This window comes from Massilia sp. IC2-278 (assembly GCF_020708045.1).
Lineage (GTDB): Bacteria > Pseudomonadota > Gammaproteobacteria > Burkholderiales > Burkholderiaceae_D > Telluria.
The window spans coordinates 52905-67949 of record NZ_JAJFES010000003.1; the positions used below are offsets into that span (position 1 = coordinate 52905).

Genomic DNA, 15045 nt, shown 5'->3' on the forward strand with positions numbered 1-15045 from the left:
GCTTTTTCAGTTCTGTCAGCATTCCGGCAGCGTTCGCCTGTCCCGACAGGAGGCCTCATGGTCAGCGAGCAGTCTTCCGGCGCCCCGGCATGTCTCGACGACGTGCTGATCACCGTCGAACTGGCGCGGCGTCCCGCCCGCGCCCCGGACTTTGCGGCCGAAAACCGCGCGCTCACGGCGCTCGCCCTCGAGATGGCCAACCAGCCGCACCGCGTGCTGCAGAAGCTTGCCGAGCTGGTGGTCGAACTCTGCCACGCCGATTCGGCCGGCATCAGCATCCTCGAAGACGGCGGCGAGCACGGCGTGTTCCGCTGGCACGCCGTGTCCGGTCCCTTCGCCGTGCATCTCGGCGGCACCCTGCCGCGCGAGCGCAGCCCTTGCGGCGTGGTGGTGGCGCGCGGTGCGGTGCAGCTGTTCGACGGCGTCGAACGCTGCTTCCCCGAACTGGCAGGCGTGGCGCCCCGGCTGCACGAGAGCCTGCTCGCCCCCTGGAATGCCGACTCCGAGGCGGTCGGCACCGTATGGGCCATCGCGCACACGCCCGACAGCCATTTCGATGCCGAGGACGCGCGCGTGCTGCAAAGCCTGGCGACCCACGCGGCCGCCGCCTACCGCATGGGAGCGGCGCTGGCCGATGCCCACGAAAACCGGCGCGCGCTGGAACAGCGGGTCGACGAGCGCACCCGCGCACTGACCGAGGCCAACGCGCGCCTGCAGCACGAAGCCGAGGGGCGGCGCCAGGTCGAGGCCGCGCAGCGCGAGAGCGAGGCGCGCTTCCGCGCCCTGGCCGACGCCTCGCCGGCGCTGATCTGGCAGGTCGACGATGCCGGCCGCGCGGTCTACTTCAACCAGCGTTTCCTCGACGTGGTCGGCCTGCTGCAGGAGCAGTTGCTCGGCCACGGCTGGCATGCGGTGCTGCACCCGGACGATCTGCACGGCTACCTGGGCACGGTGCGGGAGGCGCTGCGCGAGCACGCGCCCTGGCAGCGCCGCGTGCGCATCCGCGTGCGCGACGACGGCTGGCACCCCTTCGATGCCCACGGCGCGCCCTGGTTCGGCGCCGACGGCGGCTTTCGCGGCCACGTCGGCATCTGCATCGACATCAGCGCCACGGTCCAGACCGAGGATGCGCTGAAGGACGCCGACCGCCGCAAGGACGAGTTCCTGGCCACGCTGGCCCACGAGCTGCGCAACCCGCTGGCGCCAATCAGCAATGCCGTGCACCTGCTGCGCCACCCCGACGGCCGGCGCGCCGCCGACCGCATGGTCGAGATGATCGAGCGCCAGGTACGCCAGATGGTGCGCCTGGTGAACGATTTGATGGACGTCTCGCGCATCACGCGCGGCAAGATCGGCCTGAACAAGACGCAGATCGACCTGGCCGAGATCCTGTCCAGCGCCATCGAGACCAGCCAGCCAGCCATCGACGGCGCGCACCACGCCTTTACGGTGTCGCTGCCGCCTGAACCGCTGATGCTGCAGGCCGACAAGGTGCGCCTGACCCAGGTGTTCGCGAATCTGCTGAACAACGCCGCCAAGTACACCGACCGTGGCGGGCAGATCTGGCTGGGCGCCCACCGCGACGGCGACATGGCGGTGGTGAGCGTGCGCGACAACGGCACCGGCATCGACGCCACCGCCCTGCCCCATGTGTTCGAGATGTTCGCGCAGGCCCACGCGCCCTCGGACCGGCACCAGGGCGGGCTGGGAATCGGGCTGACCATGGTGCGCAATCTCGTGCACCTGCATGGCGGCACCGTCGAGGCGCAGAGTGCCGGCAGCGGCATGGGCAGCGAGTTCGTGGTGCGCCTGCCCCTGCGCGCGCAAGGCGCTGCGGTGTCCGGGCCGGGCGAGCCCGCGCCGCCTGCCGCCGTGCTGGCCGGGCGGCGCGTGCTGGTGGTCGACGACAACCGCGACGCGGCCGATTCGCTGTGCCTGCTGCTGAAGACCGCCGGGGCGACGGTCGAGGTGCGCTACGACGGCCTGGCGGCGCTGGCCGCGCTGGAAGAGAGCGGGCCGAACGGCTTCGATGCGATGGTGCTGGACATCGGCATGCCGGGCATGGATGGGCACACGGTGGCGCACCGGGTGCGGCAGGGTGGACGGCATGCGGGGCTGAAGATCATCGCACTGACCGGATGGGGCCAGCAGGTGGACCGGGCGCGCTCGCACACGAACGGGATCGATCACCATCTGACCAAGCCGGTGGACTGGAAGGTGCTGGTGAATCTGCTGGCGGCCGGCTGAGGCGCCCTTCAGGCTTGCGTTGACGGCATGGCGGGCCAGCTCGATAATCGCGCCGCGCACCTTCTGTGCGTCACGATAAGAATGGAGACTGGAACATGTGGAAAAACGCCCTGGCCGGCGCCTGCCTCGCGCTCGCCCTGCCCTTACACGCGTCCGCGCAGACGCCGCCTGCGCCAGCGCCGGCCTACGATGCCGCGCTGGCCGCCTCGCTCGGCGCCGACGAACACGGCATGCGCCAGTACGTGCTGGTGATCCTGAAGACGGGGCCGAACAAGATGGCCGATGCGGAAAGCCGCAAGAAGATGTTCGCCGGTCACTTCGCGAATATGGAAAGGCTGGCGGCGGAAAAGAAGCTGGTGCTGGCCGGACCGCTCGACGGCAAGGAGGGGCGGCGCGGGATCTTCGTGTTCGCCACGCCGGAGATCGAGGAGGCGCAGAAGCTGGTGGCGACCGATCCGGTCATCGTGCAGGGCGAGATGGTGGCGGAGTACCACAAGTTCTATGGGTCGGCGGCCGTCATGATGATCAATGAGGTGCACGGGAAGATCCAGAAGAAGTGATGTCTTTGCGCATGACAGGTCGCGCAAGTACAAGCGATGGGTGAACGCGTGGACGGGTTTCCCGTCCACGCGTTCACCTTACGTCGGCATTACCCGGCCGCTCACGCGCTGAGCGTCATCTTGCTCATCAGCTTATCCAGCGTCACCGGATAATCCCGCACGCGCACGCCGGTGGCGTTGTAGATGGCATTCGCCACCGCCGCCGCCACGCCGCAGATCCCCAGCTCGCCCACGCCCTTGGCCTTCATCGGCGAGGAAATCGGATCGGTCTCGTCGAGGAACACGACTTCCTGGTGCGGGATGTCGGCATGCACCGGCACCTCGTACCCGGCCAGGTCGTGGTTGACGAAGAAGCCGCGCCGCTTGTCGACCACCAGGTCTTCCATCAGCGCCGCACCCACGCCCATGGTCATAGCGCCGATCACCTGGCTGCGCGCCGACTTCGGGTTCAGGATACGGCCCGCCGCGCACACGGCCAGCATGCGCCGCACGCGCACCTCGCAGGTGGCAACGTCCACGCCGACTTCGACGAAGTGGGCGCCGAAGGTCGACTGCTGGAACTTCTTGTCCAGGTCGCCGTACTCCATGGTGTCTTCGCCCACCAGCTCGCCGGCGTCGGCGGCCTGGCGCAGCGACATCGAGCGGCCACCGGCACGCACGCTGCCGTCCGCGAATTCGGCCGTCGCCGCATCCAGTCCCAGCTTCGCCGCCACTGCTTCACGCAGCTTGACGCAGGCCGCGTACACGCCGGCGGTGGAGCTGTTGCCGCCCCACTGCCCGCCCGAACCGGCGGACACCGGGAAGGTCGAGTCGCCCAGCTTGACCACCACGTTCGACAGCGGCACGCCCATCATCTCGGCCGCCGTCTGCGCGATGATGGTGTAGCTGCCGGTGCCGATGTCGGTCATGTCGGTTTCCACGGTGACGATGCCGTTTTTATCCAGCTTCACACGCGCCGCCGACTTCATCACCATGTTGTTGCGGAAGGCCGAGGCCACGCCCATGCCCACCAGCCAGCGGCCGTCGCGCACCTTGCCCGGCTGCGCCTGGCGCTTATTCCAGCCGAAGCGCTCGGCGCCCTGACGCATGCACTCCACGAAGCGGCGCTGCGAGAACTTGCGGCCCGGCTTTTCCGGGTCGCTGGTGGTGTCGTTGATGATGCGGAACATCACCGGGTCCATCTTCAGCTTTTCCGCCATCTCGTCGATGGCGATTTCCAGCGCCATCATGCCCGGCGCCTCGCCCGGCGCGCGCATCGCGTTCGCTTCGGGGAGGTCGAGCACGGCCAGCTTCAGGCGCGTCAGGCGGTGCGCGCCGGCATACAGCAGGCGCGTTTGCTGGACCGCCGTTTCCGGCTGCCCGCCCGGCAAATCGCCGGACCAGCTTTCGTGCGAGATCGCCGTGATGCGGCCTTCGCGCGTGGCGCCGATGCGGATGCGCTGGATCGTGGCCGGACGGTGCGTGGTGTTGTTGAACATGAGCGCGCGCTGCAGGTTCACCTTGACCGGGCGCTTGGCTTCGCGCGCACCGAGCGCCGCCAGCAGCGCTTCCGAACGCAGGAACAGCTTGCCGCCGAAGCCGCCGCCGATGAAAGGCGAGATCAGGCGCACGTTTTCGACCGGGATGCCGAGCGTCTTGGCCATGTCCTTGGTGCCCCAGTTGATCATCTGGTTCGAGGTCCACAGGGTCAGCTTGCCGTTGTCCCAGGACGCGATCGAGGCATGCGGCTCCATCATCGCGTGCGACTGGTCGGGCGTGGTGTAGTCGGCGTCGAGCTTCACAGGCGCGTTGGCGAAGCCGCTGTCGAAGTTGCCGAACTTCGATTCCGGCTTGTCTTCCTTCTTCGGCAGCTGGGCCTTGCCCTTGGCCTTTTCCAGGTCGTACTCGCCCTTCTGCTCGGTGTAGTTCACCTTCACCAGGTGGGCCGCGGCGCGCGCCTGCTCGAAGGTCTCGGCCACCACCACGGCCACGGCCTGGTGGTAGTGCTGCACTTCCGGTCCGGCCAGCAGTTTTGCCGTGTTGTAGTCGCCCTTCTCCAGCTTGCCGGCGTTCTCGGCGGTGACGATCGCGATCACGCCCGGCGAGCGGCGCGCGGCATCGAGCTCCATCGACGCGATGCGGCCCTTGGCGATCGTGGCGCCGACCACGTAGCCGTAGGCGGCGTTCGGCGCAGCCTCGTGCTGCTCGTAGGCGTAGCGCGCGGTGCCGGTGGTTTTCATCGGACCGTCGATGCGGTCCACGGGTTTGCCGATTACCTTCAACTGGTCGATCGGGTTGGTGGTGGCGGGGGTATCGAATTTCATGATTATCCTTTCTTCGCTTCCGCCAGCACGGACTCCAACGTGCGCTGGACCAGGGTCACCTTGAACGCGTTGTCGGCGGTCGGCTTGGCGCCGGCCAGCAAGCGTTCGACGACGGCGTTCGCGCCGCCCGGCATGCTGGCATCCGCGCCCGGCACGCGCCAGGGCTTATGGGCGACGCCGCCCAGCGCCACGCGCCCGCTGCCGTCGGGCTGCACGACGGCAGCTACCGACACCAGGGCAAACGCGTAGGATGCGCGGTCGCGCACCTTGCGGTAGAAGTGACGGCCGCCGAGTGGACGCGGCAGGGTCACGGCGGTGATCAGTTCGCCGGCCATCAGCGAGTTCTCGATGTGCGGCGTGTTCCCCGGCAGGCGGTAGAAGTCGGCAATCGGGATCACGCGCGTGGTGCCGTCGGGCTTCACGGTCTCGACGCCGGCGTCGAGCAGCTGCATGGCCACGGCCATGTCGCTCGGGTGGGTGGCGATGCAGGCTTCGCTATGGCCAACGATGGCGTGGTTCCGGTTATAGCCGCCGATGGCCGAGCAGCCGCTGCCCGGCACGCGCTTGTTGCAGGGCTGCGCCGTGTCGTAGAAATAGGGGCAGCGGGTACGCTGCAGCAGGTTGCCGGCGGTGGTCGCCTTGTTGCGCAACTGGGCCGAGGCGCCGGCCAGCAGTGCGCGCGACAGCACGGCGTAGTCGCGGCGGATGCGGGCGTCGCTGGCCAGGTCGACGTTCAGCACCTGGGCGCCGATGCGCAGGCCGCCTTCCTTCGTCGCCTCGATCTTGTCCAGGCCGAGGTGGTTGACGTCGATCAGGTGGGTCGGGGTTTCGATCTCGAGCTTCATCAGGTCGAGCAGGTTGGTGCCGCCGGCGATGAAGCGCGAGCCGGGAGTGCGGGCCGCGGCGGCCGCGGCTTCGGCCGGGGTGCTCACGCGCTGGTAGGTAAAGGCCCTCATGTCCGATCCTCCGCGCTGGCTGCGCCAGCGCCTTCAGTGATGGCATCGACGATGTTCGAGTAGGCGCCACATCGGCAGATGTTGCCGCTCATGCGCTCGCGGATCTCGTCGATGGACAGCAGCGGTTTCTGGTTCAGGTCGGCCGTCACGTGGCTCGGCACGCCCTTGCGGATTTCGTCCAGCACCGACACGGCCGAACAGATCTGCCCCGGGGTACAGTAGCCGCACTGGTAGCCGTCGTGCTTCACGAAAGCCGCTTGCATCGGATGCAGCTTGCCGGGCTGGCCCAGGCCTTCGATGGTCGTCACTTCCGAGCCGCCGTGCATGATGGCCAGGCTGAGGCAGGAATTGATGCGGCGGCCGTCGAGGATGACGGTGCAGGCGCCGCACTGGCCCTGGTCGCAACCCTTCTTGGTGCCGGTCAGGTGCAGGTTCTCGCGCAGCACGTCGAGCAGCGAGGTGCGGGTGTCGACGGTCAGCTCGTGCGCCTTGCCGTTCACGCGCAGGGTCACCTTCGAGGTGACGGGTGCGCTGGCCGGCACGGCGGGCGTGGCGGCGTTGCCGGCATTCGGCGTCTGGGCGATTGCGCCGAGCGGAACGGCGGTGGCAGTGGCTGCCAGCGCGCCGGTCTTGAGCACATTGCGCCGCGCGATGTTTGTTTCGATGGAGTCGTCCATGTCGGTCCTTCCAGGGTATTGGGTCGTATTGACGTGGCGCTGCCTGCGGCAGCGCAGCACGGCGCTTATATTAAAGACATTCTTGCAGGCGCGCGGCACGGTAGACTTTTTGTCACTCTTGCTCATTCCGTGCACGGAAGATGTATCATTTTGGAAACCTCAGCCGTTTCCATCGAAAAGGAAATCATCGTGATCCCTCGCCTGCGCCACACCGCCGCCCTCGTCGCCTTTGCACTTGCCCTGCCTGCCCAGGCCCAATTGCCAGGCGCCCTGAAAACCCAGGTCTCCTCCAGCGTGAACAGCGCCTGGCGCGCGCTGGAAGGCATCTACAAGGACCTGCACGCGCACCCCGAACTGGCGTTCCAGGAAACCCGCACGGCGGGCAAGCTGGCGGCGGAGATGCGCAAGCTCGGCTTCACGGTGACGGAAAAGGTCGGCAAGACCGGTGTCGTGGCGATCTACAAGAACGGCGCCGGCCCGACCGTGATGGTGCGCACCGAGCTCGATGGCCTGCCGATGGAAGAAAAGTCCGGCCTGCCCTACGCCAGCCGCGCAAAGGCCACCAGCGAAGGCCGCGAAAGCTTCACCGCCCACAGCTGCGGCCACGACATCCACATGACGTCCTGGCTGGCCACGGCGCGCACGCTGGTGAACATGAAGTCGCAGTGGAGCGGCACGCTGATGTTCGTTGCCCAGCCGGCCGAGGAAACCGTCTCGGGCGCCAAGGCGATGCTGGCCGACGGCCTGTTCACGCGCTTCGCCAAGCCCGACTACGCGTTTGCCCTGCACTCCTGGCCGCTGGCCCACGGCACAATCGGCTACAACGTCGGCGCGGTGTCGTCGAATTCGGATGCGATCGAGATCGTGTTCAAGGGCCGCGGCGGCCACGGTTCGGCGCCGGACAAGGCGGTCGACCCGATCGCCATCGCCGCGCGTTTCGTCACCGACGTGCAGACCGTGGTCAGCCGCGAAAAGGACCCGAAGGAGTTCGGCGTGGTGACCATCGGCGCCATCAACGGCGGCACGGTCGGCAACATCATTCCCGACAGCGTGCAGGTGCGCGGCACCATCCGCTCCTACAGCCCGGCGGTGCGCGCCAAGCTGCTCGACGGCGTGAAGCGCATCGCGCTGGCCTCGGCGGCGATGGCGAACGCGCCGGCGCCGCAGGTCGAGCTGATCCCGGGCGGCACGGCGATTGTCAACAGCGAGGCGCTGGTGACGCAACTGGAGCCGGTATTCAAGGATGCCTTCGGCGACGCCAACGCTCAGCGCATGCCGGCCATGACGGCCAGCGAAGATTTTTCCCAGTTCGTCGACCAGGGCGTGCCCTCGGTGTTCTTCTTCACCGGCGTGTACGACGCCAAGGATGTGGCGGAAGCGGCGCGCGAGGGCGGCAAGCCGATCGCCTTCAACCACTCGCCGTTCTACGCGCCGGTGCCGGAACCGTCGATCAAGACGGCGGCGCAGGCGATGAGCCTGGCGGTGCTGAATGTGCTGAAGCGTTAACGCTTATTCGAGCCTGAACACCACGTCGACCGGCTGCATCAGCTTCAGCGCTTCGATGGCGAGGAAGTCGCTCCGCGTCACGTTCGCCCCGGCGCCGCGGCGTGGGTTGAAGTCGTCGCGTACCAGACCCATCGAATAGCCGACGTTCTTCACGCCGGCCGGCGTGACGGCGGTGACCGGGCCGAGCTTGCGGCGCGCGCCCTTGGCGATGATCTCGGCGCGGCGGCGCGCTTCGCGCAGGGCGTTCGCCATCAGCTCGGCCTCGACTTCCTCGCGCGTGCTGGAGTCGAAGGAGGTGGCGAAGCTGCCCAGGTTCGGCATGTCGAGCAGGGGGCCAACCACACCGGCCCATTTCGACAAATCGCGCATGTTGATGTGGACGCTGGAGCGCAGTTCGTACACCGGCGCATCCGGCGGCCCATCCTTCTTCTGCTCCTTGCGCACGTCGCGCGTTTCCATGTCTTCCAGTGGCACGCCCTGCGCCTGCAGCAGCGCGCGCACCTCGGCGATGCGGGTCTCAACCGTGGTGCGCGCCAATGCCGGGTCGGCGCTGGCGACAAGGATCTCAAAGTCGATGGCGCCGATGTCGGGCACGCGGTACACGGACGCGTCGGCGCTCACGTGCACGAAGGGATAGGCCGGCAGGGGCGACGCACCTGCGGTGGTGGGAATGGCGGCGATGGCGGCACAGGCAAGCGCAGAGGCGGCAAAGCGTTTAAGCATGGAGTCTCCAGGTGGCGAATGTGGGTCCAGCATAGATCAATCTAGACAGTTCCGTCTACAACTTTCATGCAGCAATCGAATCACGTAGACAAAGATTTCTAGACAAGCTATTCTGGATGTAACCGTCATCCAAGGAAAGCGCCATGCCAAGCCCATCCGATCTCCCGAAGCCGACCGCGGCCGAACTCGACCTCCTGCAGGTGCTGTGGCCGCTCGGCGCCGCCACCGCGCGCCAGGTGCATGAAAGCATGCAGAAGACCCGGCCCGACGTCACCTATGCCACCGTGCTGCGCCTGATGCAGATCATGCACACCAAGGGCCTCCTGATCCGCGACGAAAGCGAGCGTTCGCACGTGTATGCGCCGGCCCAGCCGCAGGATTCGCTGCAGACCAACCTGCTGAAGGACCTGATGCAGCGCGCCTTTGCCGGCTCGGCCAAGGCCCTGGTGCTGGCCGCGCTGAAAAGCGGCATCTCGAAGAAGGAACGTGCCGAGATCGAAAAGCTGCTGAAGGAGGACAAGGAATGACCCTGCCAATGTTCGTTTCCCAGCTCGGCTGGGTGCTGCTCGACTTCGTCTGGCAAGGTGCGCTGATCGGCTGCGAAACCGCGCTGCTGCTGCTCGCCCTGCGCAATGCGCGCGCCGAAACGCGCTACCTGGTCGCCTGCAGCGGCCTGCTGCTGTGCCTGCTGTGGCCGGCTGCCACGCTGGTGCTGCGCCTGTCGCATGGCGCGGATGCCGGCGCTAGCGCCCTGCCCCTCGGCCCCTTGCTGGCCGGCGGCGCGACGCAAGCCGATAGCTGGCGCGAACTCTTGCAGGGCAACCTGTCCTGGATGGTCGGCGCCTGGGCGCTCTGCGCGGCGGCCCTGGCCCTGCGCATGGTGCTCGGTTTGTTGTGGATCGGCAGGGCGGCGCGCCACGAGGGCGGCAACGCGCAGTGGCAGGCGCGCCTGGACACGCTGGCGCGCGGCTTCGGCATTGCCCGCGCGGTGCGCCTGCAGGTGGTCGACGGCCTGGCCAGCCCGGTCACGGCGGGGTGGTGGAAGCCGGTGGTGCTGGTGCCGGCGTCCCTGGTGTCGGGCATGCCGCCGCAGCTGCTGGAAGCCCTGCTGGCGCATGAACTGGCGCACGTGCGCCGCTGCGACTACCTGGTCAACCTGGTACAGAGTGTGATCGAGACCCTGCTGTTCTACCATCCGGCCGTGTGGTGGATCTCGCACCGCGTCCGCGTCGAGCGCGAACACATTGCCGACGACCTGGCCGCGCGCCGGATCGGCGAACCGCGGCGCCTTGCCCTGGCGCTTTCCGAACTGGAGAAACTCCAGTTCTCCAACAACAAACTGGCCATGGCGGCCAATGGAGGAGATCTCATGCAACGCATCAAACGACTGGTCCGTCCCGATATGCAGGCACTGAACTGGAAGGCCGCGATTCCCGTGCTGGGCTTGAGCGCCACCCTGCTGGTTGGCTGCGCGCAGACGCCGATGGCCGACAGCGCGGCCGACGCCGTCACCACCCCGCCGCTCGCACAGTTCAACAGCTGCGCCAAGCCGATGTACCCGGCCGAAGCGCTGGCCAAGCGGCTCCAGGGCACGGTGACCTTGCAGTTCAAGGTCGAGGCTGACGGCAGCGTGCAGGACTCGAAGGTGATGAAGTCGAGCGGGGATGCGTCGCTCGACGAAGCGGCGCGCGTGGCGATTGCGAAGTGCACCTTTACGCCGGCAACGGTGAACGGCAAGCCGAAGGCGGCGTGGGCGCCGGTGCAGTACGTGTGGTCGCTGTCGTAAGAAGCGCTTCGGCCGGCAGTGGTCCGATTCGTTGAACGATAGCCTGCGGCATCAACCGTACGGTGGGCACTCCGTGCCCACGCGGAACGATGATCATGGTTGCCGCTCGACGTATCGAGATTGACGCAGGTTGTCGGCGTGTCAGGAGCGTATCGCCAGCATATCCATCATGGTTGACGCCGCGGAGCGAATGGCCGCGGCAGCGGACGATGGACAAGCACGTAACCGCGTGGGCACGGGGTGCCCACCGTACGTTACCGCCTGCGAATCCGGACGTACCTCGATCATGCGCGCGCAGCCGCAGTAAACGACAAAGGGCGCTGATATGTCAGCGCCCTCTTCATTCAACGCGACGAAGGTTTACACCGCCGACACGTCCAGCTCCGCTCCGGTCGCCGCCAGCACGTCTTCCTTGCTGACACCCGGCGCCAGCTCCACCAGCTTCAGCCCGGTGCCGGTCACGTCGATCACGCCCAGGTCGGTAATGATGCGGTCCACCACGCCCAGGCCGGTCAGCGGCAGGTCGCACTTCTTGAGGATCTTGTGCGAAGTCGAACCGTCCTTGGCCGTGGCCACGTGTTCCATCACCACGACCACGCGCTTGACGCCGGCCACCAGGTCCATCGCGCCGCCCATGCCCTTCACCATCTTGCCCGGGATCATCCAGTTGGCCAGGTCGCCGCCTTCCGACACCTGCATCGCACCGAGGATGGCGAGGTTGATCTTGCCGCCGCGGATCATGCCGAAGGAATCGGCCGAGCTGAAGTAGGAAGCGCCCGGCAGCGCGGTGACGGTCTGCTTGCCGGCGTTGATCAGGTCCGCGTCGACGGCGTCGTCCGTCGGGAACGGGCCGATGCCGAGCAGGCCGTTTTCCGATTGCAGGAAGACTTCGATGTCCTGCGGCACATAGTTGGCGACCAGGGTCGGCAAGCCGATGCCCAGGTTCACATAAAAGCCGTCCTGCAGCTCCTTCGCTGCGCGCGCGGCCATTTCGTCACGAGTCCATGCCATGTTCTGTCTCCGAATGATCTTTTAGTTGGCGCGCACGGTGCGCTGTTCGATGCGCTTTTCCGGCGTCGGGTTATGGACGATGCGGTGCACGAAGATGCTTGGGGTGTGCACCTGGTCCGGGTCGATCTCGCCGATCTCGACCAGTTCCTCGACTTCCGCGATGCAGACCTTGCCCGCGGTGGCCACGTTCGGATTGAAGTTGCGCGCGGTCTTGCGGAACACCAGGTTGCCGGCCTTGTCTGCCTTCCAGGCCTTGACCAGGGAAACGTCGGGCACCAGTGCGTGCTCCATCACGTAGTGTTCGCCGTCGAATTCGCGCGTTTCCTTGCCGTCGGCAACGATGGTGCCGTAGCCGGTTTTCGTGAAGAAGGCCGGGATGCCGGCGCCGCCTGCGCGCAGCTTCTCGGCCAGCGTGCCCTGCGGGGTGAATTCGAGTTCGAGTTCGCCGGCCAGGAACTGGCGTGCGAATTCCTTGTTTTCGCCCACGTAGGAGGCGATCATCTTCTTGATCTGGCGCGTTTCCAGCAGCTGGCCGAGGCCGAAGCCGTCCACGCCCGCGTTGTTGGAAATGGCCGTGAGTTGTTTGACGCCCGAATCGCGCAGCGCTTCGATCAGCGCCTCGGGAATGCCGCACAGGCCGAAGCCGCCGACCGCGACCATCTGGCCGTCTTGCACGACGCCGGCCAGCGCCGATGCCGCGTCTGGATACACTTTGTTCATACCCGTCCCTTTTATGAGTTAAGCCCGGAAAGCTCTTTATGTCCTGCAGAGTAGAGCGAGCCAGCATAAAATACGCTTGCGCAAAGCACAATACCGTAGAAATACCGCCCTGCGCCGAACACGCTTCCTTCTCCGTTCTCCAGTCGACCTGCATCAGATGAATTCATCATACGCCATTGATTACGAAATGATTTTCCAGCATGCCCCGGTCGGCATGTGCATTTCGGTGAACCGTGTGATCCAGTCCGGCAATGTAGCGCTAGCATCGATGTTCGGCTACGAACGCGGCCAGCTCGACGGCCAGTCCTTCGCCGTGCTGTATCCGACCATGGATGAATTCCTGCGCACCGGCGACCGCATCGTGCCGATCATGAATGCGCGCGGGCGCTATTCCGACGAGCGCATCATGCGCCGCGGCGATGGAGAATTGTTCTGGTGCCACGTCACCGGCCGCTCGCTGGACCCGACCGAGCCGCTCGGCGCCGGCGTCTGGACCTTCGAGGACGTGAGCGAAAAGCGCCCCGTCACAGCCGAGCTCACGCCGCGCGAACGCGAGATCGCGGCGCTGCTGGTGGAAGGAAAAACCAGCAAGATCATTGCCCGCGAAACCGATCTCAGCCCACGCACGGTGGAGATGCACCGGGCGAAGTTGATGAAGAAGTTTGCGGCATCGACCTCGTCGGAGCTGGTGCACAAGCTGGTGGGTGTGGCGCGCTGAAGCCTGCAGATCGATGACTTCGCTTCCGGAGTGATTGCACTCCGGAAACGGAGCGCGTCATCTCGTTGCCTCGGCGCGTGAATGCACGCCGCGCAGGTCGATCATGGCCGGCTCCACATCCAGCGCCGCCATGCTGCTCAGCACGAGCGCCAGGCCAGGAAAGGCGTGGAAGATGTCGTGCACGCCCTTACCGCCCAGCTTGATGTGGGCTTCGTAGCGGCACCACATGCGATAGAAAGCGTCCGCACGCGCGGTCGCCTCCAGGACCTTCAGCTGTCCTGCTTCCTCCGGCCCGAAGGCCTGTTCGGCGATGGCCAGCACATCGCGCGCGGGATCGATGCGTTCGATGTCGAGCCCCACCGGCCCCGTCAAACTGACCGCGCAGGCCACCCACTGCCCGCTGTGCGAAATGCTCAGGCCGAGCCCCGGCTGTTCGGGAAAGGCCAGCGCCGGTGCATTCCCTGGCCGCTCGGTCAAGGCGACTGCGCATGGTGCGACACCCAGCAGTTCGGCGAGCGCCATGCGCAGCAGTATCCGGCCGGCGACGAACTGGCGCCGTCGCTCGGCGCGCGCGAAACGTTCGTGCCGCAGGCGCTCGGCATCGTTCAGCCAGCCCAGGCCCGCCGCGAACCAGTCCGCGCCAAGCGGCGCCGTGTCGGCCAGCCACAGCAGCGTCTCTGCCTTTGCCATGGCTGCCGGTCCGTCTTACTTAACTCGGACGAAGTCGGCCTTCAGCGCCACGCCCGTCATCATCGCGCCATCGTGGCACTCGAACTCGGTTTCGCTCGAATTCTCGATGTTCTTGTAGTTGCTGACGATGTTCACGACCGCGTTCGCGCCGAGTTCCTGGGCGCGCGCCTTCAGGCGCAGCATGGCCGACAGGAAGGCCCAGTTGCAGGACTTTTCGGGCGACTTGCCGAAGGAATTGGTCTTCTGGCTGGTCTGGTCGGTGCCCAGCTTTTTCAGCACGGCCGGGGTTTTCTGCTTGCCGAAGTAGAACTTGACGTCGTCGCCGAGGCGGGACTGGGCGTCGTTGTCGGCCATGGCGGCGTCCAGCGGCATCATCAGCTTGGTGTCGCGCGCCTGCGCCGGGAGGGTGCTGCCGATGGCGGCGATGGCGGCGACGGTCAGGATCAGTTTTTTCATGTTGTTATTCACTTGTGGATCGGTGGAAGAACACCGGCGGCGCTGCCCTGCCGCCGGCACTGTGGAAGCGGACAGGATCGTCCGCCGTGCTGCAATGACGCCGGAAGCTTAATTGACGGCTGCGTCGTCGGCGCCGGTCGGGCCGCCCACGGCCTGGTCGTAGTTGGCGATCACGTAGCTGCTGGCCAGCTTGGCCACGCGGGTCAACATCAGGTTGTCCTGCACGCCCAGGGTAAAGCCGCCGCTCATCGCATTCGCACGCTGGAAGAATTCCGGCGTGGCGATCACCTTGCCGGTGTTGTCGCGGAAGGTCACGCGCATCAGCACGCCCGAGCTGCCGGCCAGCGGCCCGAGGAACACGCGCTTGGTGGTGCTCTTGAACGACATCTCTTCGACGACCGGTTCCACGGTCAGCGTGCGGCCATTGGCCGGACGGCTGTTCCACTGGGCCAGCGACGGCGCCAGGTCCTTGTCCAGGTTGGCGGCGATCTTGCCCAGCGCGGCCGGGTTGCCCTTGTAGCCTGGCGCGTAGACGACCGGCTTCACGTCGATGCGGCCATAGGACGAGAACGCGGTGGCCGGCGCCGGGTTATGCGACGACGAGGCCTTGATCTTGGTGGCGCAGCCGCTGACGAGCGGGAGCGCCACGGCGACGGTGGCGGCGAGAAGGATACGGCGGGTGTTCTTCATGG

At 66.6% G+C, this 15045-nt stretch carries 15 protein-coding genes; 6 read left to right on the top strand and 9 right to left on the bottom strand.

Annotated elements, in window-relative coordinates; translation table 11 throughout:
• Positions 1-57: 57 nt before the first annotated feature.
• The gene (locus LK540_RS07960) at positions 58-2247 is read left to right on the top strand and encodes an ATP-binding protein (RefSeq protein ID WP_229436637.1); all 2190 of its coding nucleotides are present in this window, start codon (positions 58-60) and stop codon (positions 2245-2247) included.
• Positions 2248-2342: 95 nt separating this feature from the next.
• Complete coding sequence (locus LK540_RS07965; protein ID WP_229436638.1) at positions 2343-2807, top strand: YciI family protein; 465 nt, start codon at positions 2343-2345, stop codon at positions 2805-2807.
• 101 nt (positions 2808-2908) lie between these two features.
• Here LK540_RS07965 and paoC read toward each other — a convergent pair whose 3' ends face one another.
• Genes paoC through paoA form a run of 3 tightly spaced genes read right to left on the bottom strand, consistent with a single transcriptional unit; the run spans position 2909 to position 6743 of the window.
• A complete protein-coding gene (gene paoC / locus LK540_RS07970) occupies positions 2909-5110 on the bottom strand; it encodes an aldehyde oxidoreductase molybdenum-binding subunit PaoC (protein ID WP_229436639.1) in 2202 nt (733 codons plus the stop codon).
• A 2-nt stretch (positions 5111-5112) separates the two neighbouring features.
• Positions 5113-6066 (bottom strand): xanthine dehydrogenase family protein subunit M, encoded by a 954-nt coding sequence (locus LK540_RS07975; protein WP_229436640.1) that lies wholly within the window; start codon positions 6064-6066, stop codon positions 5113-5115.
• On the bottom strand, positions 6063-6743 hold the full coding sequence (gene paoA / locus LK540_RS07980) for an aldehyde dehydrogenase iron-sulfur subunit PaoA (RefSeq protein ID WP_229436641.1): 681 nt from the start codon (positions 6741-6743) through the stop codon (positions 6063-6065). Before paoA ends, LK540_RS07975 begins: the two co-directional genes overlap by 4 nt.
• Positions 6744-6929: 186 nt before the next feature.
• On the opposite strand from paoA, the gene LK540_RS07985 reads away from it, so the two are divergent.
• The gene (locus LK540_RS07985; RefSeq protein WP_374041347.1) at positions 6930-8249 is read left to right on the top strand and encodes an amidohydrolase; all 1320 of its coding nucleotides are present in this window, start codon (positions 6930-6932) and stop codon (positions 8247-8249) included.
• 3 nt (positions 8250-8252) lie between these two features.
• Here LK540_RS07985 and LK540_RS07990 read toward each other — a convergent pair whose 3' ends face one another.
• Complete coding sequence (locus tag LK540_RS07990) at positions 8253-8972, bottom strand: SIMPL domain-containing protein (RefSeq protein WP_229436642.1); 720 nt, start codon at positions 8970-8972, stop codon at positions 8253-8255.
• Positions 8973-9115: 143 nt separating this feature from the next.
• On the opposite strand from LK540_RS07990, the gene LK540_RS07995 reads away from it, so the two are divergent.
• Both LK540_RS07995 and LK540_RS08000 read left to right on the top strand, forming a co-directional pair.
• A complete protein-coding gene (locus LK540_RS07995) occupies positions 9116-9499 on the top strand; it encodes a BlaI/MecI/CopY family transcriptional regulator (RefSeq protein WP_229436643.1) in 384 nt (127 codons plus the stop codon).
• The gene (locus tag LK540_RS08000) at positions 9496-10758 is read left to right on the top strand and encodes a M56 family metallopeptidase (protein WP_229436644.1); all 1263 of its coding nucleotides are present in this window, start codon (positions 9496-9498) and stop codon (positions 10756-10758) included. The genes LK540_RS07995 and LK540_RS08000 overlap by 4 nt, the downstream gene beginning before the upstream one ends.
• A 360-nt stretch (positions 10759-11118) precedes the next feature.
• Here LK540_RS08000 and LK540_RS08005 read toward each other — a convergent pair whose 3' ends face one another.
• A complete protein-coding gene (locus LK540_RS08005) occupies positions 11119-11769 on the bottom strand; it encodes a 3-oxoacid CoA-transferase subunit B (protein ID WP_229436645.1) in 651 nt (216 codons plus the stop codon).
• Between the two features lie 21 nt (positions 11770-11790).
• The gene (locus LK540_RS08010; RefSeq protein WP_229436646.1) at positions 11791-12489 is read right to left on the bottom strand and encodes a CoA transferase subunit A; all 699 of its coding nucleotides are present in this window, start codon (positions 12487-12489) and stop codon (positions 11791-11793) included.
• A 157-nt stretch (positions 12490-12646) separates the two neighbouring features.
• Here LK540_RS08010 and LK540_RS08015 point away from each other — a divergent pair, with 157 nt between their 5' ends.
• The gene (locus tag LK540_RS08015; protein ID WP_229436647.1) at positions 12647-13207 is read left to right on the top strand and encodes a LuxR C-terminal-related transcriptional regulator; all 561 of its coding nucleotides are present in this window, start codon (positions 12647-12649) and stop codon (positions 13205-13207) included.
• Between the two features lie 57 nt (positions 13208-13264).
• Here the strand turns inward: LK540_RS08015 and LK540_RS08020 are convergent, their stop codons facing one another.
• The 3 genes from LK540_RS08020 to LK540_RS08030 all read right to left on the bottom strand — a co-directional run bounded on the left by LK540_RS08020 (position 13265) and on the right by LK540_RS08030 (position 15043).
• Positions 13265-13897, bottom strand: a complete 633-nt coding sequence (locus tag LK540_RS08020) for a 4'-phosphopantetheinyl transferase superfamily protein (RefSeq protein ID WP_229436648.1) — start codon at positions 13895-13897, stop codon at positions 13265-13267.
• A gap of 15 nt (positions 13898-13912) precedes the next feature.
• Entirely contained in the window at positions 13913-14353 is a 441-nt protein-coding gene (locus LK540_RS08025; protein ID WP_229436649.1) for a YbjQ family protein, read from the bottom strand.
• 108 nt (positions 14354-14461) lie between these two features.
• A complete protein-coding gene (locus LK540_RS08030; protein WP_229436650.1) occupies positions 14462-15043 on the bottom strand; it encodes a hypothetical protein in 582 nt (193 codons plus the stop codon).
• Positions 15044-15045 lie beyond the last annotated feature (2 nt).

Excerpts from the sequence above, each read along its gene's own strand:
- LK540_RS07960 (WP_229436637.1), top strand. The coding sequence starts at position 58 with ATGGTCAGCGAGCAGTCTTCCGGCGCCCCGGCATGTCTCGACGACGTG.
- LK540_RS07965 (WP_229436638.1), top strand. The coding sequence starts at position 2,343 with ATGTGGAAAAACGCCCTGGCCGGCGCCTGCCTCGCGCTCGCCCTGCCC.
- paoC (WP_229436639.1), bottom strand. The coding sequence starts at position 5,110 with ATGAAATTCGATACCCCCGCCACCACCAACCCGATCGACCAGTTGAAG.
- LK540_RS07975 (WP_229436640.1), bottom strand. The coding sequence starts at position 6,066 with ATGAGGGCCTTTACCTACCAGCGCGTGAGCACCCCGGCCGAAGCCGCG.
- paoA (WP_229436641.1), bottom strand. The coding sequence starts at position 6,743 with ATGGACGACTCCATCGAAACAAACATCGCGCGGCGCAATGTGCTCAAG.
- LK540_RS07990 (WP_229436642.1), bottom strand. The coding sequence starts at position 8,972 with ATGCTTAAACGCTTTGCCGCCTCTGCGCTTGCCTGTGCCGCCATCGCC.
- LK540_RS07995 (WP_229436643.1), top strand. The coding sequence starts at position 9,116 with ATGCCAAGCCCATCCGATCTCCCGAAGCCGACCGCGGCCGAACTCGAC.
- LK540_RS08000 (WP_229436644.1), top strand. The coding sequence starts at position 9,496 with ATGACCCTGCCAATGTTCGTTTCCCAGCTCGGCTGGGTGCTGCTCGAC.
- LK540_RS08005 (WP_229436645.1), bottom strand. The coding sequence starts at position 11,769 with ATGGCATGGACTCGTGACGAAATGGCCGCGCGCGCAGCGAAGGAGCTG.
- LK540_RS08010 (WP_229436646.1), bottom strand. The coding sequence starts at position 12,489 with ATGAACAAAGTGTATCCAGACGCGGCATCGGCGCTGGCCGGCGTCGTG.
- LK540_RS08015 (WP_229436647.1), top strand. The coding sequence starts at position 12,647 with ATGAATTCATCATACGCCATTGATTACGAAATGATTTTCCAGCATGCC.
- LK540_RS08020 (WP_229436648.1), bottom strand. The coding sequence starts at position 13,897 with ATGGCAAAGGCAGAGACGCTGCTGTGGCTGGCCGACACGGCGCCGCTT.
- LK540_RS08025 (WP_229436649.1), bottom strand. The coding sequence starts at position 14,353 with ATGAAAAAACTGATCCTGACCGTCGCCGCCATCGCCGCCATCGGCAGC.
- LK540_RS08030 (WP_229436650.1), bottom strand. The coding sequence starts at position 15,043 with ATGAAGAACACCCGCCGTATCCTTCTCGCCGCCACCGTCGCCGTGGCG.